The organism is uncultured Erythrobacter sp., assembly GCF_947502395.1.
In the GTDB taxonomy this organism is placed as follows: domain Bacteria; phylum Pseudomonadota; class Alphaproteobacteria; order Sphingomonadales; family Sphingomonadaceae; genus Erythrobacter.
In genome coordinates this window covers 602447-623899 of sequence record NZ_CANMZM010000003.1, presented here as the reverse complement: position 1 = coordinate 623899, position 21453 = coordinate 602447, and the positions used below count along the sequence as shown (strand labels likewise).

General features: G+C 56.5%; 18 protein-coding genes. 11 read left to right on the top strand and 7 right to left on the bottom strand.

Translation table 11 applies throughout. The features are described 5' to 3' along the window. Positions 1–15 precede the first annotated feature (15 nt). From Q0778_RS14185 to Q0778_RS14175, 3 genes are all read left to right on the top strand, one after another. Positions 16–444 carry an energy transducer TonB gene (locus tag Q0778_RS14185; RefSeq protein ID WP_298301682.1) on the top strand — a complete coding sequence of 143 codons (429 nt, stop codon included), beginning with the start codon at positions 16–18 and terminating at the stop codon, positions 442–444. 134 nt (positions 445–578) lie between these two features. Then, complete coding sequence (locus Q0778_RS14180; RefSeq protein ID WP_366519549.1) at positions 579–2669, top strand: S9 family peptidase; 2091 nt, start codon at positions 579–581, stop codon at positions 2667–2669. Between the two features lie 86 nt (positions 2670–2755). After that, positions 2756–3577, top strand: a complete 822-nt coding sequence (locus Q0778_RS14175; RefSeq protein ID WP_298336954.1) for an SDR family oxidoreductase — start codon at positions 2756–2758, stop codon at positions 3575–3577. Between the two features lie 195 nt (positions 3578–3772). On the opposite strand, the gene Q0778_RS14170 is transcribed toward Q0778_RS14175, so the two are convergent. Continuing rightward, entirely contained in the window at positions 3773–4066 is a 294-nt protein-coding gene (locus Q0778_RS14170) for a 4a-hydroxytetrahydrobiopterin dehydratase (RefSeq protein WP_298336952.1), read from the bottom strand. A gap of 60 nt (positions 4067–4126) precedes the next feature. Between Q0778_RS14170 and ccmA the strand changes: the two genes are divergently transcribed. Next, entirely contained in the window at positions 4127–4735 is a 609-nt protein-coding gene (gene ccmA / locus Q0778_RS14165) for a heme ABC exporter ATP-binding protein CcmA (protein ID WP_298336951.1), read from the top strand. Then, the gene (locus Q0778_RS14160; protein ID WP_298336948.1) at positions 4732–5382 is read left to right on the top strand and encodes a heme exporter protein CcmB; all 651 of its coding nucleotides are present in this window, start codon (positions 4732–4734) and stop codon (positions 5380–5382) included. The genes ccmA and Q0778_RS14160 overlap by 4 nt, the downstream gene beginning before the upstream one ends. Before the next feature lie 6 nt (positions 5383–5388). Here the strand turns inward: Q0778_RS14160 and map are convergent, their stop codons facing one another. Continuing rightward, positions 5389–6219: a type I methionyl aminopeptidase gene (gene map / locus Q0778_RS14155; RefSeq protein ID WP_298336946.1), complete on the bottom strand. Its 831-nt coding sequence runs from the start codon at positions 6217–6219 to the stop codon at positions 5389–5391. 80 nt (positions 6220–6299) lie between these two features. Here map and Q0778_RS14150 point away from each other — a divergent pair, with 80 nt between their 5' ends. From Q0778_RS14150 to glnA, 5 genes are all read left to right on the top strand, one after another. Beyond that, complete coding sequence (locus Q0778_RS14150; RefSeq protein WP_298336945.1) at positions 6300–7685, top strand: M17 family metallopeptidase; 1386 nt, start codon at positions 6300–6302, stop codon at positions 7683–7685. A 67-nt stretch (positions 7686–7752) separates the two neighbouring features. Then, positions 7753–8106 (top strand): hypothetical protein, encoded by a 354-nt coding sequence (locus Q0778_RS14145; protein WP_298336943.1) that lies wholly within the window; start codon positions 7753–7755, stop codon positions 8104–8106. Further along, complete coding sequence (gene argC / locus Q0778_RS14140) at positions 8106–9032, top strand: N-acetyl-gamma-glutamyl-phosphate reductase (RefSeq protein ID WP_298301664.1); 927 nt, start codon at positions 8106–8108, stop codon at positions 9030–9032. The genes Q0778_RS14145 and argC overlap by 1 nt, the downstream gene beginning before the upstream one ends. A gap of 215 nt (positions 9033–9247) precedes the next feature. Next, positions 9248–9586 (top strand): P-II family nitrogen regulator, encoded by a 339-nt coding sequence (locus Q0778_RS14135; protein WP_298336941.1) that lies wholly within the window; start codon positions 9248–9250, stop codon positions 9584–9586. Between the two features lie 80 nt (positions 9587–9666). Then, positions 9667–11076 carry a type I glutamate--ammonia ligase gene (glnA, locus tag Q0778_RS14130; RefSeq protein ID WP_298336939.1) on the top strand — a complete coding sequence of 470 codons (1410 nt, stop codon included), beginning with the start codon at positions 9667–9669 and terminating at the stop codon, positions 11074–11076. Positions 11077–11361: 285 nt separating this feature from the next. On the opposite strand, the gene Q0778_RS14125 is transcribed toward glnA, so the two are convergent. The 3 genes from Q0778_RS14125 to Q0778_RS14115 are packed head-to-tail and all read right to left on the bottom strand — an operon-like array spanning position 11362 to position 14054. Next, positions 11362–11655: a hypothetical protein gene (locus Q0778_RS14125; RefSeq protein ID WP_298336937.1), complete on the bottom strand. Its 294-nt coding sequence runs from the start codon at positions 11653–11655 to the stop codon at positions 11362–11364. After that, a complete protein-coding gene (locus Q0778_RS14120) occupies positions 11652–11813 on the bottom strand; it encodes a helix-turn-helix domain-containing protein (protein WP_298337696.1) in 162 nt (53 codons plus the stop codon). Before Q0778_RS14120 ends, Q0778_RS14125 begins: the two co-directional genes overlap by 4 nt. A gap of 57 nt (positions 11814–11870) precedes the next feature. Continuing rightward, the gene (locus Q0778_RS14115; RefSeq protein WP_298336935.1) at positions 11871–14054 is read right to left on the bottom strand and encodes an EAL domain-containing protein; all 2184 of its coding nucleotides are present in this window, start codon (positions 14052–14054) and stop codon (positions 11871–11873) included. A 299-nt stretch (positions 14055–14353) separates the two neighbouring features. On the opposite strand from Q0778_RS14115, the gene Q0778_RS14110 reads away from it, so the two are divergent. Continuing rightward, a complete protein-coding gene (locus Q0778_RS14110) occupies positions 14354–14989 on the top strand; it encodes a lysozyme (protein WP_366519548.1) in 636 nt (211 codons plus the stop codon). A 9-nt stretch (positions 14990–14998) separates the two neighbouring features. Here the strand turns inward: Q0778_RS14110 and Q0778_RS14105 are convergent, their stop codons facing one another. Beyond that, complete coding sequence (locus tag Q0778_RS14105; RefSeq protein WP_298336933.1) at positions 14999–19243, bottom strand: translocation/assembly module TamB domain-containing protein; 4245 nt, start codon at positions 19241–19243, stop codon at positions 14999–15001. Continuing rightward, the gene (locus Q0778_RS14100) at positions 19243–21420 is read right to left on the bottom strand and encodes a BamA/TamA family outer membrane protein (protein ID WP_298301651.1); all 2178 of its coding nucleotides are present in this window, start codon (positions 21418–21420) and stop codon (positions 19243–19245) included. The genes Q0778_RS14105 and Q0778_RS14100 overlap by 1 nt, the downstream gene beginning before the upstream one ends. Positions 21421–21453 lie beyond the last annotated feature (33 nt).

Genomic DNA, 21453 nt, shown 5'->3' with positions numbered 1-21453 from the left:
ATTGGGGGAGCCGTGATGCAAATCACCAAGCCCTTACCTCTTCTCTTTGCCGCAACGGCTCTTTGCGCCAATACACAAGAGAAAGTGCCCGAGCTGTCGTTTTTCGAGCGCGCTGAACTGCCTGAGGCAACCCTCTTGAACACAGAGCAGTTTGGTCAAAAAATCATCGACAGTTATCCAATGCCGCTTATTCGGAGAGACGTGCAAGGCACCGCCAAGATCAGCGTGTTAGTGACCACCAATGGGCGGGCAACGAACTGTCAGATCAAGAAATCAAGCGGCGATAGCATTATCGACCAATGGGCCTGCCGTGGCACGGTCCGCTATGCTCGCTTCACACCTGCCACTGATGAAGAAGGCGAGCCTGTGCTCAGTCAGTGGAGCCAAGAGTTCACTTTGACCCTTGGTAACCCGCAGCCTGAAACTGAAGCTTCACAGATTTAGCCTCAATCGACACCGACAAACCGCCCTTCCTTTCCGACAAAGCGCTCTTGCTCAGCGCCCCTCCATCTGTACCGTGTGTGCAATACACCAAGAGACATATCCAAACATTCTTGCAACCTAAGGAGGGCCTAACCATGTCTGCACTCTCAAAATATGCAACACTCCTCGCCACCACGACAGCCGCTGCGCTGCTGACACTTCCCACGATCACAACCGCCAATGGCCAGAGCGCCGAGGCCCAGGCCGCACATACTGGAACACATATGAACCACACCGCTGAATCTGCCCCTCTGATCCCGCGCGATGCGCTATTTGGAAACCCGACCCGAGCGGGTGGTCAGATCAGCCCCGATGGCACTATGCTCAGTTGGCTTGCGCCCAAAGATGGCGTGCTCAACGTGTGGGTTACAACGCGCGACAAGCCCAATGAGGGCAAAGCCATTACTAGCTCAACTGATCGCCCGATCCGCCAGTATTTCTGGGCGCCCGATGGCGAAAGCATCATGTATGTTCAGGACAAGGGCGGCGATGAGAACTTTCTGCTCTACCAAATCGATCTCGACACGCTTGAAGAGAAGACCCTGACGCCATTTGAGAACACCCGGATTCAGGTTGTAGGCACTTCTGAAACAATCAAGGACAAGGTCCTTCTCGGTGTCAACAATCGCAACCCACAATTTCACGACGTGCATATGCTCGATCTCGAAACGGGCGAGCTTACCCTTGTTTATGAAAACAACGGCTTTGCCGGTTTCATGGCGGACGACACGCTGACGCTGCGCATGGCGATGCGGCAGAATGCTGAAGGCGGCACCGACTATTTCAACGTTGAGAGCAATGAGGTGGCCGTTGAGCCATTTGAGTCGACCGCGATGGAAGATTCGCTGACCACGACGCCGGCTGGATACACCACCGACGGCTCGATCCTCTATTGGCTCGACAGCCGTGGCCGCAACACCGCTGCGCTCTATGCACAAGACACCGCGACCGGCGAGAAGACCATGATTGCGGAAGACGACAAGGCAGACCTTGGCGGCACGATCCGCGATCCCAAGACCGGCGTAGTAGAGGCCTATTCGGTCAATTACCTACAGAACAAATGGACTGCGATTGACGAAGATCTTGGCGCAACCCTTGGCTGGCTCGACGGCAAGCTTGAAGGTGATTTTGGCATCTCAAGCCGCACCGACGATGACCGCACCTGGATTGTCTGGAATGATCCACTGACGGCGCCTACCTCAACCTACATTTATGATCGCGATGCAGAAACGCTCACGCCGTTCTACACATCGCGACCTGAGCTTGAAGGCATGCCGTTACAGCCCATGTATCCGATTGAGATCACCAGCCGCGATGGACTGACTTTGCCATCCTACCTCACTCTACCCGTTGGCAGCGACAGCGATGGTGATGGCAGGCCCGATGAAGCTGTTCCCATGGTCCTTTTAGTCCACGGTGGCCCTTGGGCGCGCGACAATTATGGGTTCAACTCGAACCACCAAATGCTCGCCAATCGCGGCTATGCCGTGCTCTCAGTGAATTTCCGTGGTTCGACCGGGTTCGGCAAAGACTTCCTCAACGCCGGTAACATGGAATGGGGTCTCAAAATGCACTATGATCTGATCGATGCGACAGACTGGGCGATAAATGAGGGCATCGCGATACCAGATAAGGTCGCGATCATGGGCGGCTCTTATGGCGGCTACGCAACTTTGGCTGGACTGACTTTCACACCCGAGAAATTTGCTTGCGGCGTTGACATTGTTGGCCCGTCCAACCTTGAAACATTATTGGCAACGATCCCACCATACTGGGCACCAATTGTTAAGCTGTTCCACACCCGCATGGGTGATCCGAACACCGAAGAAGGCCTGGCGCTACTCAAAGCGGCAAGCCCGCTCTATAAGGCTGACCAGATCGTCAAACCGTTGTTGATTGCTCAAGGTGCGAATGACCCACGAGTGAAGCAGGCAGAAAGCGATCAGATCGTCGGCGCGATGAAGGATGCGGGCATTCCTGTGACCTATGTTCTCTATCCCGATGAAGGCCACGGTTTTGCCAAGCCTGCAAACACCATTTCCTTCTTCGCTGTTGCTGAGAATTTCCTTTCAGAATGCATTGGTGGTCGTTCTGAGCCACTAGGCGATGTGCTTACCCCGTCGACCGCTGAAATCGTCGAAGGCGCAGAGCATGTGAATGGCCTTGAAGATGCGCTGGGTGGTTAAGCCTCCACACGTTCTGCTAATTTGCTGACAAATGGATCGCCCCGGGTTAACGCTCGGGGCGATTTGTTTTGGGAGTGAGCAAAACTATGAATTCGGGATCACAGGCCATGCGCCACATCTTCATCACAGGCGGCGCATCGGGCATTGGTCGCGCAGTGGCAGTGTACTTTGGTGCACGCGGCTGGTTTGTGACGGTCACAGACGTCAATGTCACAGGACTTCAAGATACGCTGGGCCTGATCGAAGGCGGGTTCAAATATTCACACCAGCTCGATGTTCGCGATCGCGATGCCTGGGACGTTGCGCTCGAATCTGCAGCAACCGCTGCTGGTGGCAGGATCGATGTGATGTTCAACAATGCAGGGATCGGAACGGGCGGCGCTCTCTCAGACCTGACCAAGGATGAGATCGATGCTTGCCTCGACATCAATTTGCGCGGTGTCCTGTATGGAGGTCAGGCTGCCTACCCTTATCTTCAGAGAACCGCACCAGGCTCCGCGTTGGTCAACACCGCGAGCGCCGCTGGCATCACCGGCGGTTCTGGCATGAGCGTCTATTCTGCGACCAAGTTTGCCGTTCGTGGAATAGCCGAGAGCCTCGATGCGGAATGGGCCCCTGAAGGGATCAAGGTCTCTTCAATCTGTCCTAGCTTTATTGAAACCCCGCTTTTGGACGGCACCGGCCATCACGGCGAGAATGAGCAGATTCGCACCCGCGTTCTCGAAGCAGGTCTTGAGATTACGCCAGTAGAGGAAGTCGCCAAGACGGTTTGGGACGCAGTGCACGGCGATGATTTGCATTATCTGGTCGGCAAGACCGCCAAGAAATTGAATTTCGCCAAGCGTTGGATGCCGGGCCGTGTGCGCAAGCAACAGCGCGATGCCGCAGGTCTTCTTGGCGGAAATTGACCCGCTTTCCTACTTGGGATTTGCGCGCCAGAGTAGCCTTGGTTCTTTCAATTCCGGAAATCCGGTTCAATACTTTTCAGCACAAGTGTTGCGTTAGACGATCTATATTTTCTATTATATTTGAAATACTTGAATGGACTTTGGTTTCAGCTCACGCCACACCACTGTTGTGCTAGCCCAAAAGTATAGCCCTGCTCACACCAGCTGATCGATCGCGCGAACCATCTTCGCATCGCGGATCGACAGCCCCCCTGCATCATGGGTCGTCAACGTGATTTCGACCTTGGCGTAGACGTTGAACCACTCGGGATGGTGATCCTGAGCTTCCGCGATCAGGGCCACGCGATTCATAAACCCCCAGGCTTCGTTGAAATCGCTAAACTGAAGCGTGCGGATAATGGCCTTGCCTTCGCGGGTAAGCACCCATTCGGGGTGGTCGGACAACAATTGCGAGACTTCGTCTTGCCTGAGCTCTGGAACGGAAACCATCGGGGAGGAACCTTTATGTGATGTTGTGACTGCCCACGCTTTTGCTTAACGCTTCCTGCGATGCAAGCGCAACTGACCGCCACCAATCTTGCTTGTCGCCGCGGCGACAGGGTGTTGTTTCAGAAACTCAGCTTTGCTTTGAGCGAAGGTCAGGCCCTGCATATCACGGGTGCGAACGGCATTGGCAAGACCACCTTGATGCGGGCTCTGGCTGGGCTCAGCACGCCGTTCGTGGGTGAGGTTCAGAGAGAGGGCGAACTTGGACTTCTCGATGAGCGCCCTGCCCTCGATCTCGAACAACCGCTGGGCAAAGCCTTGGGGTTTTGGAACCGGGTGGACAATTGTGAGAACCCTTCTGAAGCTCAGATGCGCTTAGGCCTCGACCGCCTCTTGGAGGTGCCAGTGCGGTACCTATCGACAGGGCAACGCAAGCGGGCTGGCCTCGCCGCTTTGCTGAGCCGCAAGGTGCCGATCTGGCTTTTGGATGAGCCGCTTTCCGGACTTGATGTCGCAGCGATAGAAACTGTCACGCGGCTGATAGAGAAACATGTGAAGTCAGGAGGCCTAGCGCTGATTGCCTCGCACCAGAGGATTGAAATTGAAGGTCTGCAAAGCCTCGAACTTGGTGACTTCGTGCCAAGCTATGCGGAATGGGAGGAGGAAGAATGATCGGCTCGCTCCTAAAGCGCGATCTCGCAAAATTCTTCCCCTTTGCAGGCGGCGGTGCGAGCTTGCCGGTGATGTTCTTTGTCGCCGTTGCCATGCTCTACCCCTTTGCGGTGGGGCCGGACGTCAACATTCTGTCGCGCACCGGCGGTGGGGTTGTCTGGATCGCCGCATTGCTCGCCGCGATCCTGCCTCTCGAAAAACTGGTGGCGAACGATATTGAGCTGGGTTTCTTCGACCAACTCCGGCTGCGCGGGCTGACCGAGGAGGTGATGATGGCAGTGCGTTTGATTGCGCATTGGCTAAGCTTTGGCCCGCCGCTGATCCTTGCAACTTTTCCAGCGGCGGCTTTGCTCGCTATCGACGGACCCACTTTGCATTTGCTCTTGTTGGGCTTGCTCGCAGGGACACCGGGTTTGGCAGCTATAGGCCTGATGATTGCAGCCCTCACCGCAAGCCTTCGCGCGGGCGCTGCATTGTCTGGGCTGTTGTTGATCCCACTGGCGCTGCCAATCCTGATCTTCGGCACGGGCGCTTTGGCGAGACAGGACGCAGTGAGCCTTGGATTTGTTGCCGCGATCAGTCTCGGACTGGTGGCGATGGCACCATTTGCAGCAGGCGCTGCGATAAGGGCGGCGCGGGAAGTTTAGGGGAGTCTATGCGTATGGCGGCTTATCCCGTCCCGTCGGGCTCTTCGTAAAGATTTCAGTCCCATCTTCTGTGATCGCTAGTGAGTGCTCAAACTGCGCTGACAAGCTCTTATCGCGGGTCACTGCGGTCCAACCATCGTTCAACACCTTCGCCCATGGTTTGCCAAGGTTGATCATCGGCTCGATCGTGAAGAACATGCCGGGTTTAAGCTCTGGGCCCGTGCCCGCTTTGGCAGCGTGGACCACTTCCGGGGCATCGTGGAACAGGCGACCTAGACCGTGGCCGCAGAACTCGCGAACCACGCCGTAGCGGAACTGCTTGGCGTGCGCTTCAATCGCAGCGCCAATGTCGCCGAGCCGCGCGCCGGGCTTACCCGCCGCCTCGATGCCCAGCATCAGGCATTCATAGGTTACATCGACTAAGCGCTTGGCCTTAATCGAAGGCTCGCCAGCGAAGAACATACGCGATGTATCACCATGCCAGCCGTCAAGCAGTGGGGTGACATCGACGTTCAGAATGTCCCCCTCTTTAAGGACCTTGGACCCCGGAATACCATGACAAATCACATGGTTGATCGAGATACAGCATGAATGGGTGTAGCCGCGATAGCCAAGCGTTGCGGGCACCGCCCCTGCATCCAAAGTCATCTCACGCACACGGTCATCGATGCTTTGCGTGGTGACCCCCGGCTCCACCATACCGGCGACCTGATCGAGGATGGTCGCAGCAAGCCGGCCAGCGGCGCGCATTCCTTCAAAGCCTTCTTGCGTATGCAGCTTAATCGTTCCGTCGCGGTAGACGGTGTCTTGGCTCTCGACGAGTTGGTATTCGGTCATGCGGCATATATAGCTGGCCCCACAAACAAATGCGAGCGAAAGCGCGTGACAAGCTGCCATCCGATTACCATTAGGAAATCATGACTGATTTGAACGACCTGATCCGACCCGACCGAGGGCAAGAGGCAGTAGCCATTCACTTGATCACCAAGGCTGGCTTTGAAGACTTTGCTAAGGGACTGAGCACCGGCCAAAGAGCCAGCCTCACAGGGCAGAAGTTCGAGGGAGGTCCGGGCAGCGTAGGCATAGTTCCCGATGGTGAGGGGTTCTTCGCAATCGGCGGAGTTGCTGACCCTGAGAACTTGGGTAGCTATTGTCTCGCTGCATTGGCGAACAAGCTCCCTGAGGGCACATATCGCCTCGTCGACGCGCAGCCTGGCGCGGCTGCTTTTGGTTGGCTCACCGCGCATTATCGCTTCACCCGCTACAAGGCGGATGACAACGCCATTGGACCTCGCATTCTGCTGACCGAGCAGGTGGGCCGTTTGCACGGATATGTTGCCGAGGCCTCAGCCGAAATGCTGGTACGCGATCTGGTCAACACCCCGGCGGAGGACATGGGACCAGCCGCACTTGAGGATGAGTTCCAGAAGCTGGCTAAGGACCACAGCGCTGACTTCAAGGTCACTCGCGGGGATGATCTTGAGCAAGGCTATCCCATGGTTCACGCTGTCGGTCGAGCCGCAGATCGCAAACACGCGCCTCGGATCATGCATCTTCAGTGGGGCCAAGAAGACGCGCCGGTTCTGGCGATTGTCGGCAAGGGTGTTTGTTTTGATTCAGGTGGTCTCGATATCAAGCCAGCCGCCGGCATGCGGCTGATGAAAAAGGATATGGGTGGCGCAGCCCATGCGATTGCTCTGGCGGGGCTTGTTATGGGCGCAGGGCTCAAAGTGCGGCTGCATCTGCTGGTGCCAGCAGTCGAGAATGCGATTTCTGGTCCAGCCTTCCGACCCGGCGATGTGCTGCCTAGCCGCAAGGGGCTGACGGTGGAGATTCACAATACCGATGCCGAGGGTCGCTTGATCCTTGGCGATGCCTTGACACGGGCCTCTGAGGAAAACCCTGAACTTATCATCGACTTCGCTACACTCACCGGAGCGGCACGTGTTGCGCTTGGCCCAGATTACGCCGCGATGATGGCGCGCCGGGATGAGACAGCAGATGCACTGGTTGAGGCGGGCCGGGGCGTGGACGATCAACCATGGCGTTTGCCCCTGCCTGATGCCTATCGCGAGTACCTCAATTCCGACATTGCCGATTTGGTCAACGCGCACTCTAATCCTTACGCGGGTGCGAGCGTCGCTGGCCTATTCCTCGATCGCTTTGTCGACGAAGGAATTGACTGGGTGCATTTTGACACCTTTGCTTGGCGCCCCTTCCCCAAGCCTGGCCGTTCAAAAGGCGGTACCGCCTATGGCCTGCGCGCCGCATGGCATATGCTGAAGGCGCGATTTGGGAGCTAAACTTGCCCCGAAGCGTCTGTGTGTCTAAGCGCGAAAATCAACGGGGCTTCAAAGAAAGCAAATGCGAATGAGCGGCGACAACCGCCAAGAATATGAGTACACAGTGCCAGGCGGTGATTTGGGCCTCAAAGGCCCGGTCAAAACGCCTGCACCCGGCACTTTGCCCCTGCGCGGAGACTTGGCACATATCGCACTCGCCGGCACGCATCTGGCGGCTCATTATGTGGTCCCGCATATCTGGACAGTTGGCGCAGACGGCGTAGATGTGATGGAGAACACCCGCGACGACAGTCCAGTTGTGACTCGGTTTGAAGCTGGCACATTGGTCGAGGTCATTGACGTTTCTGGTGACTGGATCTGGGGATGTCTGGGCCCCGACGGCCCGAGCGGTTACATGCGAGCAGTTGCACTAAGATCGTAATGACACATCGGATTTTCATTGATGGAGCGGCCGGCACAACTGGCCTTGAGATCCGCGATCGATTGGCTGGCCGCAGTGAGTTTGAGCTGCTTGTTTTGGATGATGCCCGCCGCAAAGATGTGTCTGCACGCAGTGAGGCTCTGCGCGCCGCAGATGTAGCAATCCTGTGTCTTCCCGATGATGCCGCACGTGAAGCGGTGAGGCTGGCGGAAGGGGCAAATACGCGGATCATCGATGCGTCGAGCGCGCACCGGGTTGCGGATGGCTGGACTTACGGGTTCCCCGAGCTGATTGGCAAAGAGCAAATCGCCAACGCACAGTTGGTAAGCAATCCAGGGTGCTATCCAACCGGATTCCTCGCAATGATCGCCCCGCTTGTTCGCGCAGAGCTTCTCCCAGCTGACTGGCCTTACACAGTCAATGCGGTGAGTGGGTATTCTGGTGGTGGCAATGCGCTGATCGACCGGTTTGAGACCAATCCCGAAATTGCTTATCGGACATATGGTCTTACATTGGCACACAAACATCTGCCGGAAATGAAATCGCACGCTGGGTTGGTCCACCCAGTATTGTTCGCTCCATCGGTGATTCCGGCCCATCGCGGTATGATTGTCGAAGTTCCGTTGCATCTTGGCGCGATGGCAAATGATCCACACGCTGAACAACTGCGCGATGCTCTCCAATCCTTCTACGCCGGATCAAAAGTCATCCGCATTGCAAATGGAAATGCTCCTGTTGAATTGCTGTTGGAACGGGACACGCAAGGGCAGGATGGAATGGAGCTCTTCGTCTGCGGCAATGAGGGGGGATGGAACGTCCGCTTAATCGCCCGTCTCGACAACCTTGGCAAAGGCGCGTCAGGCGCAGCAATCCAAAACCTGAATATCATGTGTGGCCTGCCCGAGACGGCGGGCCTCAAACTCTAGTAGCATTCGAACAATGGTAGCGATGCCTAATTTTTGGGCACACCCGCCTGTAGCTTGGGCATAATCGTTGCCAAGCTACAATTTACTGCGCTCAATGCAGCAGGCAGGAATGATCCTTGCGCAGGGCGCAGGATCAGCTACCGAAGCATAACACATCTTGGCATGATTCTTGATCAGATAATGCAAAACCAACCGACCGGCGGAAACAGATTCACGTGAAAAAGATCGAAGCGATCATCAAGCCCTTCAAGCTCGACGAAGTGAAAGAGGCGCTCCACGAAATTGGCGTCTCGGGCATCACCGTCACCGAGGCGCGCGGCTTTGGCCGTCAGAAGGGGCACACCGAACTGTATCGCGGCGCGGAATATGTTGTCGACTTCCTTCCCAAGGTTAAGCTCGAAGTCGTGGTAGCTGATGATCAAGCCGAACGCGTGGTCGAAGCGGTTGCCGCGGCGGCACAGACGGGCCGAATTGGCGACGGCAAGATTTTCGTCAGCGATATCGCAAGCGCTCTCCGCATCCGTACCGGTGAAACCGACGATGACGCGATCTAAGAATTAACAACCAGCGCCTTTCACTCAAGGTGATCGGGCGCACCTCTCACGATAAAACGAAAAAGCTGGAGTATACCAAGATGGCGACCGCTAAAGAAATCGTACAACGCATTAAGGATGAGGAGATCGAGTGGGTCGATCTTCGCTTCACCGATCCCAAAGGTAAGTGGCAGCATCTCTCGATGTCCGCTGTCGTCATGGACGAAGATGCTCTTGAAGATGGCCTCATGTTTGATGGGTCCTCAATCGCAGGCTGGAAGGACATCAATGAGTCCGACATGATCCTGAAACCTGATCTCGACGCGGTTTACGACGACCCATTCAGCGCGACCCCGATGATCGCGATCTTCTGTAACATCATCGAGCCTTCTGACGGTCAGCTTTACGGCCGCGACCCGCGTTCAACCGCGACCCGTGCCGAAGCCTACCTCGCTTCGACCGGCATTGGCGATACGATCTATGTTGGCCCAGAACCTGAATTCTTCATGTTCGACGATGTGCGCTTCGAAGACGGCTATGCGGGTTCGGGCTTTGCCATTGATGATGTTGAGCTGCCGACCAACACCGGCAAAGAATACGACATGGGCAATATGGGTCACCGCCCACGCGCAACCGGCGGCTACTTCCCCGTAGCTCCCGTCGATAGCGCTATGGATATCCGTGCTGAGATGGTTTCGACCATGCAGGAAATCGGCCTTTCCATGGACAAGCACCACCACGAAGTCGCCGCTGCTCAGCACGAGCTTGGCATCACTTATGAGACGCTGACCAAATCGGCTGACCACGTGCAGGTGTACAAGTATGTCACACAGCAAGTTGCGCACGCGTACGGCAAGACGGCGACCTTCATGCCAAAGCCGATCAAGGACGATAACGGTTCAGGCATGCACAGCCACATGTCGATCTGGAAGGACGGCAAGCCCACCTTTGCGGGCAATGAGTATGCTGGCCTGTCGGAAAACTGCCTTTATTACATTGGCGGCGTCATCAAGCACGCGAAAGCCCTGAACGCTTTCACCAACCCGACCACCAACAGCTATAAGCGTCTGGTGCCGGGCTTTGAAGCACCAGTGCTGCTCGCTTACTCGGCGCGCAACCGTTCGGCATCTTGCCGAATTCCTTACGGTGCTGGTGAGAAAGCCAAGCGCGTTGAATTCCGTTTCCCTGATGCACTGGCGAACCCATATCTCGCGTTTTCAGCTCTGCTTATGGCTGGCCTCGACGGGATTGAGAACAAGATCCACCCGGGCGACGCCATGGACAAGAACCTTTATGACCTACCACCTGCTGAGCTTTCACAGGTCCCAACAGTCTGCGGCTCGCTTCGTGAAGCGCTCGAGGCTCTCGAAGCCGATCACGACTTCCTGCTCAAGGGCGACGTATTCTCGAAGGATCAAATCGAAGCATACGCTGAGCTCAAGTGGGAAGAGGTTCTTCGCCTTGAAACCACGCCGGCTCCGGTTGAATACGATATGTATTACAGCTCCTAAGAACTGATCTCACAGTCAAACAAACGGCCGTCCGGAGAAATCGGGGCGGCCGTTTTCATATAAAGTTCCTGTCTTGATACGCTAGCGCATATCGGTTCGATCGATCCCCCAAAAGTCGGCGATTACATTGCATCTAGATCGCTCGCAAAACTGATCGTATTTTTTTGCCGCTGATTCCGCATTGGGATTGATCGATGAGCTAGAGACCCCAGTCATGTCCAGCGTGATCAAGATGTTCGCCGCGAGATCGTCGAGCTCTTATTATCGAGTGAGCTCGCAATTGGTTCATCGAACTTTGAGCATTCCTCGCCTACCGGCAGCGATGAAAGTGGCGATCAAGACCATTCCATAGAAGACGCTAAAGATATCGAGCGGCCTAGGCTCCTTCAAAACGCCCGCGTGTGCGAGCGCGCTCCAACCGCCAAGAAACGTGAAGACAAGACCATAGGACCAGACCGCTAACTCACGATTGACAGCCTTCATAAGCTCATCCGACACCACGTAAGACTCGAACGCGAAGTAAAGCCCTAGTGCATAAAGTGCAGCAGCGATTGCCAGCGAAACAGAATGAGCAATCACTCCAGCGGCACCCGTGAACGCAAGGCCAGCGGAAGTGACGGATCATATTTGTTGGTCTCGAACGCGTTAATCGTTTGCCGTGAGACGCCCAGCCGAGATGCCAATTCGCCCTGCCTTCGGCTGTACTTCTCATGGTGATAATTGACGTGGTTTTCCAGACCAAGATCCCTTTAAGGCGATTGGTGCCTGTAAAGAGCTCTCTATAGAGCTTAGGACTAGCGCATCGCTTGTCTCTTAGCCTGTGCGACCAAATCTCTGGGTGAAATCCGCTCGGCGGTAGACCTTCTCGCAAGCTGCAGCTGACCGCGTGCTTCCGGACGACCGAGCAGAAAGCCTTGGCCATATCGGCAACCCATATAGGCCAAAAGGTCGCGCTGCCGCTCACTCTCTATGCCTTCGGCGATCACCTTGATTTCGAGGCTCTGCGCCATCGCAATCATCGCTTGGACGATAAGGCGTGATTGGTGATCAGAGCTGATTACCTGCACAAAGCTGCGATCAATTTTGACAATGTCGATCGGAAAATCGCGCAAGTGGGTAAGCGATGAAAAGCCTGTCCCGAAGTCGTCCAGCGCGATCTGCATACCGGCCTCTTTGAGTTCAGAGAGGACCCTGCGGGCTGCATCATCATCGTTGACCATGAGCATAGTCTCTGTGACCTCCAGCGTGAGCGAAGCCGGATCAACCCCTGCCTCGCTCAATTGACTGAGAAGGTTGGGCGCATAGTTTTGGGTTAGGAGATCAGCTTCGCTGGCGTTGAAGCTAATGTAGGGCAATGCGGGCAAGTCAGCGCAAATCTTCTCGTGCTCTGCGCAGATATCAGCGACCATGGCCTCCCCGATTTCGCGCGATACGTGCGGATCCAGGAGCGCTGGCATGACGTTGCTCGCGGTCAGCACCAAGTCATCTCGCGTTTTCACTCGCAGTAACGCTTCAAGGCCAACCACTTCATCCGTCAGAAGATCGACGATGGGTTGGTAGGCTGCGAATAGTCGCTGGCCCTGGATTGCATCGCGTACCTCGGCGACCGCCTGAAGCTTTTCTGTGTGCTGCTTCGCATGCGCCGCATTATAGAACCCGAGTGTCCCGGTTGCCCGCTTTTTGCCAGTGTACATGGCAAGATCAGCTCGCCGCACAATCTCGCGCCCTCCGATGACCTCGTGACATATCTCAACACCTGCGGTGCCATGCATGACCAGCTTACGCCCGGATATAACAAACGGCTTATGGACAGCCTCAGCCATTATCTCCCACAAGGCTTCAATGTCAGCGCGAGTGGAGCCCAAAGGTGGGACGAATACAAACTCGTCCCCACCCCAGCGCGCAATTACAACTTCCTCTGGCACGGCTTTGCGGAGCCGAGAACTGATCTCTTCAAGCACCATATCGCCGACAAGATGACCAAAGGTGTCGTTGATCGCCTTGAACCCATCAAGATCGAGCAGCATCACCGCGAGCGATTGACCGGTTGCGCGTTGTTGTTTGATCTTTTCACCAAGGATGCGGTCAAACGCGTTTCGATTGAGCAAATCCGTTAAGCGATCATAATCAGCCGCGCGTTGAAGAGCGGTCTTTGCACGGTGGCTCTCCGTTACATCATGGATCACTCCCACAATTCTGTCTGGGGTCAGAGCGTCGCCTTTGATGCATTCACCACGCGATTGCACTCTCCGGATGCCACCTCCGCGATCTTCGAGTTCGGCTTCGAATTCGAAGGGTTCACCTTTCTTGATTGCAGCATCAACCAAGGCAGAGACATTTTCGCGATCCTTGGATGCGTAGGCCTTGATAGCGTCCTCCACCGTGATGGCTTGCCCGATCGGCATGCCGTGCATCGCGTAAACTCCGTCCGACCACGTCAAGTCCATGGTCGACAGGTCGATCTCCCACGAACCGATCTGCGCCGCTTTTTCCGCTGCGACAAAAATGCGGTTCGCTTTCTCAAGAGCATCGTGCTTCGCGCGCTCGCTGTCCCGCATTTCCGTCATTGCAATGGTTTGCCTGTGCGCGCGCATGAGGTCCTCGACCACACCGGCAAGAACAGCCAGTTTCTCACGGGCGAAACTGGCGAACTTGTCCGGCGATGAGTCGATCACAGCCAATGTGCCGATCAAATACCCGTCTGGACTCCGAATGGGCCGGCCAAGGTAAGAACGAATGTAGGGTGGACCTGTGACCAGCGGGTTCTGCGCAAACCGCGGGTCAAGCCTCGCGTCGGGAACATCGAACAGGCAGTCTTGCGAGATCGCTACCGAACAGAACGCAACGTCGCGCGGTGTTTCGGAAGTCTCAAGACCATGGCGAGAGAGGAACCACTGGCGGTCTCTGTCGATAAGCGAAATGACAGATATCTCAGCATCGAAAAGCACCGAGGCGAGATTGGTAATCCGGTCAAACATGGCGGCCGACGGGGTATCAAGGAGCTGCAGTCCATGGAGCGACGCCAGTCGTTCTTCCTCGTTATGACTAAGAGGTAAGCTCATGATCGTTTTGGAGAAAACCTCTCAGACTGCCCGATTACCTTGCGGTCTCATAAGCGACTGAGAGTTGAATTGACGTAGCACAGGCACTTCGCCTTCTACGGGTGATCACCGCAAGCATTTGTAAGGAAATTGCACTGATCCATTTTCCTACTTACCCATCTTGTGCGTAATCAATGCGCCTCGTCTTTCGCGAATCGATTTCCGAGGTTGCTGCTATGTCTGATCTTTTCCCCCGTGCCCGGTCCCGCAAAAGGATTTTCGATCTTGTGCGCCAGTTTATGGGTCGCAAGTTTAGCCAATCCGAAGTTGAGCACCTCGATGCAGCGCTTGATGCGAGCGTCAGCGCCAACGATCTCGCTCCGTCTGTAGCCCCGCATTCAATCGGACCCAAAGGCATCGCGCTAATCAAACGCTTCGAGGGCTGTGCACGTCTGCGGCGCGATGGAATGGTTGAAGCTTACCCAGATCCGGGCACCGGTGGGGAGCCATGGACGATTGGATGGGGAGCGACAGGCAAAGGATTTGAAACTGAAGCCCACATCGGACCCGACACCATCTGGACGCAGGCGCAATGCAACGCTCGACTGGCCAGCGACCTCACTCATTATGCAAATGAAGTCGCACGCGCGATTGGAAATGCCTCGACGACCCAAGGGCAGTTCGATGCTATGGTCAGCTTCCACTATAACACCGGAGCGATCCACCGAGCGACATTGACCCGAAAACACAAGGCTGGCGACTTTGCCGGTGCTGCATCAGAATTTGCGCGCTGGAACAAGGCTGGTGGAAGAGTTCTAAAAGGTCTGGTGAACCGTCGCCGCGAAGAGGCCAAACTCTACATAGATGGCTAAGGTGGCGCGCTAATAGTCGCGGCTGATCTCTGCCAGAACGCTGTCGCGCCCGATTGTGGTAACGCTGCCCAGCAGGGCGAGCCAACTGGTAATGCGATATTCGACCTGGGTTGCGCTGTAACCCTGCCCATCGGTGAGCAATTCAACATACACCCGGCGCCCAAGGTTTTTGCCCAGCGCAACCCCCGTTCCGCGACCCAGGGCTGGATCGGCGCTGACAATGCGCAGTTGGTCCAGCCCGATTGAACGGCGCAGTGTGCCTATCGGATCAAGCCCGCTTCCACCGCCTTGCAACGATGCAAGAGCAGCACCCAACTGAATCGCATCGGTTGCCGAAAGCGATGTCACCGACCCACCAAACAACAGCCGGGCTAAAATCTCCTCCTCAGGCAAAGCTGGGACGGACGAAAACGCGATCTGCGGCGATTGGGCATTGCCGGTGATATCGATTGTCACATTCGTGCCATTGGCGCTTGCCCGAGCTTCGATGTCCAGCCGAGGATCGATGGGGCCACTTGGGTCGAATTCGATCCGACCCTGATCGAGCTCAAAACGCGTGCCCGCAAAGCGATAGTCGCCACGCACGAGGCGCGCTTCACCGCCTATGCGCGGGTCACTGACAGTTCCGCGCAGGGCAATATCGATACCCCATTCGCTATCGAGACCCAACCCATCTACTGCAACGCGTGATCGCGATTTGGCATCGATCAGATATCGCCAACCTGAGTTTTGCTTTGGTGTGCCAACGTCGGTCAGTCCCGCGCGACCCGTCTCGCGGGTGGGAATGTTAGGCAGCCGCATATCTTCGGCTGCAACACCCAAGGCCCAGCTCGCTTTGTCGACCTCGACCCGGCCTGCAATCGCCCCGCCAACACCATCGGAAACGATACGCAACGGTCCTGTGATCGTTGCATCAAGGCCATTGGCATTGAGGATCTGCGCATCTTTGACGGCTGCCCTGATGTCGATCTTCGGCCCACGCGAAGCGGAGATATCGGCAAGATCCACTGAACCGCTGCCGCTGACTGTCCCGCCGCCGTTGGTCACGCCAGCAATGCGAGTGAGTTCTAGACGTGAGCCCTCGAAGCGGCCTCGCGCGGAAACTTCCCGTATATCGGTGCCAGAAATCGCACTTTGGAGCCTGAGATTGTCACTCGCCAAATCGCCATTGATACGAGGTGAATCAAGCGAGCCCGTGGCGCGAGCTTGCACATTTATGGGCCCTGTCAGATCAAACACCTCAATCGCAAGCAGCCTCCACAAGGCTTCTGCTGCCCCGTCATAGCCAAGCTGCGCGCTTAGCCTTCCGCGCATGATACGGTCAGCGAGGGACTGGCCTGCGATGCTTCCATCCCCCAACCCGCTTACCCGCGCGTCCAGGCGCCCCACTCTTTCGCTTTCTTCGATAAGGCGCGCTCCGATCGCCAGTTCCCGAGGTGACAAATTTGCGACCGCAAAGACATCGATCGGACGCGACGATAGGATAAGGCCAGACCGCGTAAATCCCTTGATTTCGAACCGGGCGTCCCCAGTCGCCGGACTGCTTGCACCCTGGTTGTAAGTGGCAACACCTGAGAGCAGACCTCCGAGCCCCAAATCTGCTCCGACCAAATCAGCAAGGCGCAAGGGCATCTGCGCAAATGACGCTTCAATCCGGGTGGTGTCGCCGCCAATTTGCCCTTCGAGCTGAGTGAAGCCGCTGGCAAACCCAATTTGAGTGCGAGCCAACGAATACCCACCATCGTCGAGCGCGGTCAAAACGGCGCGGCGCGGCATGGTGATGGCTCTTCCGCCATACTCACCTTGGGCAATCAATGCGATGCGGCGCGGGGTGAAGTCGCCATCGAGTTTTAACTGAAACCGATCTGCGCGCCTTCCCGCAATCGAGGCTTGCAAATCTCCGCTTCCATCGACGATTTGCGCTTTCGCGTTGAAAGCATGGAGCCTGAGTGCGCCGTACTCCAAACCTCGCCCAGAGATTTCCCCTTCGATCTGGCTGGTGTTGCCGTCGAAATAGCCACTGGCATCCACATCGGCAAACTCGAGCCCGGCATTCACATCCCCGCCAAACCGCGCACCGCGCGAGGCGAGATCAAGGTCGAACCCCTGCGCTCCATTGGCGGCAGGCGAAAGCACGATGGTTCCATCTAGTCCCCCTCCACTCAGAGCGAGGTCACCGCTCAACGCTTGATCTCCCAGGGTCACAGCCCCCGTCACATTGGTGCGGAATATCCTCAGGCTATCGATGCCAATCCTGCCCGGGCCATCTTCCGGCAGTTGAAGAGCCAGCGCACCTTCAAATTGACCGAGCGTCGAGCCGCCTTCAATATCGAGGCCGATGCCATCAGTTCTGGGTGCAATGCCAATGCGGACATCTTTGAGCCCTGCAGCGGGGTATGGATCAGCAAGCAAAAGATCGGCACGAAGACCGTCATCTCCTAGCGATGCATCGAAGTTGAAAGCGCCATATTGTACGTGGGAGCCTTCGCCGGAAAGCGCGGTACGCGCCTCAACAATTCGGCTATCGAGCCGTGCATTGAGGCGTTCACTGTCCAGTACTACGTTTCGCAGAACAACTGGGCTTCCTGCACCGAGGCCCAAGCTGCCCTCAAACCGGATGGTTTCGCCGGCGAGGTTTGCGAGTGTCGCATTGCTGAATTGGCTCGCAGCTCCGGTGAAATTGGCACGTACGCTCCAAGGAACTCCGCTTCCAAACTTTGCCAGAATCTTGGCATCGGCAGTCAAGGTGCCGACGTTGTCGAGCGCTAGGCTGCGCGATCTCACGGGTCCCGCAAGCGCAAAAGCTCCGGTTGAAAGGTCCCCGCGCAAGGTGAGCTCACCAACCAGTCCCGGGAAGGTGATCCGCGAATTGTCAATCGCAAGATCGCTGCCTGTCAGGGTGACTACACCCCCCAATTCACCGCTCGTAAGAATCGCGTCAATCTGGGGATTCCCGGTTTCAACCTTGCTCGTTTGGGCATTGAGGGGAACGCGGAACGTCTCTCCATCGAAACTTGCTCTGCCGGTTTGCACCACACTCGTCGCGGTGACCGCTCGTCCGACAATCAGCGCATCCACCCTGAGCCGATGCTCGATTTCGAGATCGCGAAATGGTCCGTCCAGCATGGCCGAAAGCTGAGCGCCCTCCAATTCAGTGGCTGGAGCGAGCCAAGTCGGATCGCGCAGATCAAGGCTTACTGCAAAAGCATCCGCACGATTGCGCGCCAGATCAATTGCGCCTCGGCCACGCAGATCCAAAGTGTCGCTGACCGCCGTGATGTTCCCGTCGAAAATGCTTGCCTCGAGCGTGCCAGAAACAGCCAACGCCAGCCCGTCTGCAAAAGTGCGATCAAGAATTGACGGTGCGGCAAGATCCGGAGTGACCATGCCAAGCAGGCCATATCGCCCCGACTTGTTGGTCAGCTGGAAACCCGCAACACGCGCTCTTTGAACGGGGTTTTGTGGATCTTCCGGTGCGGTTATCTCGCGCAAAACCAAAGCGTGACCGAGCCAATTGGACCAAGTCCCTTCGCCCACAATTTGCGCCTCATAGGCGGCGTCTAGTCCTGAAAGCTGAGCGATTGGTCCATCTTCGGCTGCCCTGTATTCTAAAGCGAGGTCAAACCGATCCCCGTCTGGCTCAGCGTCAAGTAAGAGATCAATGCGGTCCTCTGGCCCAAACGCCCCACTCGCATCGATGAGCGCACGACCTTTGCGGATATCGACTTTCGCAGCGAAGTCCACCCGTTGCTCCATCTCACCAGCAAGGCCTTCAGCCAGCTTGAAATTCTCAACTCCCAGCTTGTCTATGCGGATATCAAAGTCGGGCAGGATGGGGGCATCAGGATCGCCAGGAAGGAGTTCGGGCAGCCGCTGCAAACGCCCTCGTCTCGCGGTAAGTTTGCGAATGTCTAATCCGCTCCACAGCCAGGCTAGAGGCCGCCAACTCAGCTCCACCTCCGGTATCATCAAGAACACCCCATTTGGATCTTTGAGTACGACATCGTGCAGAACCGCCTGACCGTAGATATCACCTTCGATCCGTCCAACTTCAAAGCGCAGTCCAGACGCAGGCGCTACGCTTGCGATCTGGTCTGCAACGAACCTTTTGCCGATAGGAGATGAAAGAAAGGCCGCTGCCAGAAGCAAGGGCGCGAAAATTATGGCGATCGCCCAACCCAGTCGCTTGGCCCAAACCCTTTTGCGGGGGCGCGTATCCGCCTCGGGCAGGTCAATGTTGTTCTCTTCCGCCATCAGAACGCCTGCCCAAGGCTGACATAAACAACCACGGGTGCATCAAACTCAGTAGGGTTAACCGGCACGCCTACGTCCACACGAATGGGGCCAAAACTGGTTTTGTAGCGTGCACCGACACCGGCTCCCACACGCACCACATCAAAGTCGGGACGGGCTTCGCTCGAGATCGAACCAAGATCGAAAAAGGGAACCACTTCGATCGCACCATCAAACAAGCCCGTTGGAATGCGTGCCTCGACTGCCGCTTCGAGTAACGACCTTCCTCCTTCTGGCTCATCGAATTCATTGCGCGGGCCAATGGCTTGAAAGGCAAAACCGCGCACCGACCCCCCGCCACCGGAATACAGCCTGCGCGATGGCGCAATATCATCGAGATCGGCTCCCACCACGGTTGCCACGGCAAAGCGTGCCGCAAATACAATGTTACCCAGCGGCTGGTAATAGCTCGCATCGGCCCTTGCACGCAGGTAAGTTGAGACTTCTCCAAGTGTGCGTGAGACCTCTGGCTCGGCAAAAAGGGTAAGACGGTATCCGCTTCTTGGATCAAGCAGGTCGTCACTGCCATCTAAAGTAGCCCGGCCAAACAGTCCGCCAATCAGGAACTCCTGACGGGGAAGCTCGACACCATCGGTCACACGGTTGCGCTCGTCAGTGTAGAGTACTTCGGCACCCAACTGCCAGCTTAGGGGCTTCTGAAAAAGCAGATTGGAAACACGTTCGAACGAACCTCTAAGGGCAACCGTGCGCGCGTCTACCGCTTCCGTTTCAATGGCGCTGGCAAAAGCATCGAAGGTTAGGATTTGATCCCGAGCGCGAAAATTGCTGCGCCGGAAGGTGACGCTTGCCAGCTGTTCGCGCGTGCCGATGATCCCCCGCAATCTCAACGCACCTTCAGGTGGGAACAGATTGCGGTGCTCCCAGGCGCCCTCGAGTTTGAAACCGTCCTGCGTTCCGAAACCGATTGCACCCGATATGGTTCGTAAGGGCGCACGCTCGATCTCAACATCCAATGCAACCTCGCCCGGTTCCTCACCTTCTGGAGGCGTGACCGCTCGCGGAGTGATCGCCACGGAGGAGACAAGCCCCGTTGCAAGGATCGCTCGGCGCAAATCCGCCTGCATGCCCGTTTGATAAAGATCACCCGCATCGAAGCGGGCGATACGTCCCAGATGACGCCCTGACAAAAACTCCGGATCGTCGCTTGTTACGTCGCCAAAGACAAATCTCCCGCCTGGGTCAACGGGTAACGTAAGATCCCCTTCTTCGCGCGAATGGTCGATCAGCAGATCAGGTGCACCGACTTCGCCGAAAGGATACCCGTTTTGCCCAAGCGCAAACCGGAGCCGCGACCCGCCTGAGACAATTCTATCAGCGTAGATCGGGTCTCCGGAGCTGATTCCAAACGCTTCCAGAAGAGGTGCGCGTTCCGATTCCGGAAGCGCATCAAGGATTCCCAGATCGACCGCTCCAAAAGTGTATCGCGGGCCTGGTAAAACATCGAAACGCACCTTTGGATCGCGGTCGACGGCTGGTTCTCCATTGCTTTCAGCCTCGTCCGAAAATCCCCGCCTTCCCCCTGACAATTGCCGAATGACTTCGCCATTGTAATAGCCATAATTACGCAGCATCGCATTTAGAAGATCGGCATCTGTCCGCGCTCGCGCGGCGAGTTGTGGGACGGTATCCTCCTCACTGCCCAAGGCCTCAATCGCTGATAAAGCCCGGAACCGAGCAATGAACTCAGCCTCCTCGGGAAAGCGACCAGCTTCGGCTGGAAAGGCCAAAACAAGCTGATCGCTTAAATCAAACTCGGCCAAGTCCGGCAGATCGACCAATGTGGGGGAATCAATATCGGCGAACGAAGGGAGATCAGGGTCAGCGGTAAGCTTTTCGGGCTCGGCAATACCCAGTTCATTGAGCGCACCCTCAATGTCGAATGGATTTCCCAACTCATAGGACGCATCGAGCTCGACCTTAATCGACTCGGGCTCTGCGAGGTCTTCTTCAGGTCCATCATCACTGCGACCTGCGGCCCAGTCATCCGGATTCTCAGCAGCGCTTTGAGGGATGAGATCATCGAGCCTCTGCGTCTCGATGTCCTCTGTCTGCGCGGGCGGCGGCGTTGTTTCAGGCACACTTTCTTGTCCGGCAGCCAGAGAGCCAGTGGTAAGCATTCCGGCCGCAACGGCCAGTCTCGCACCCAAGTT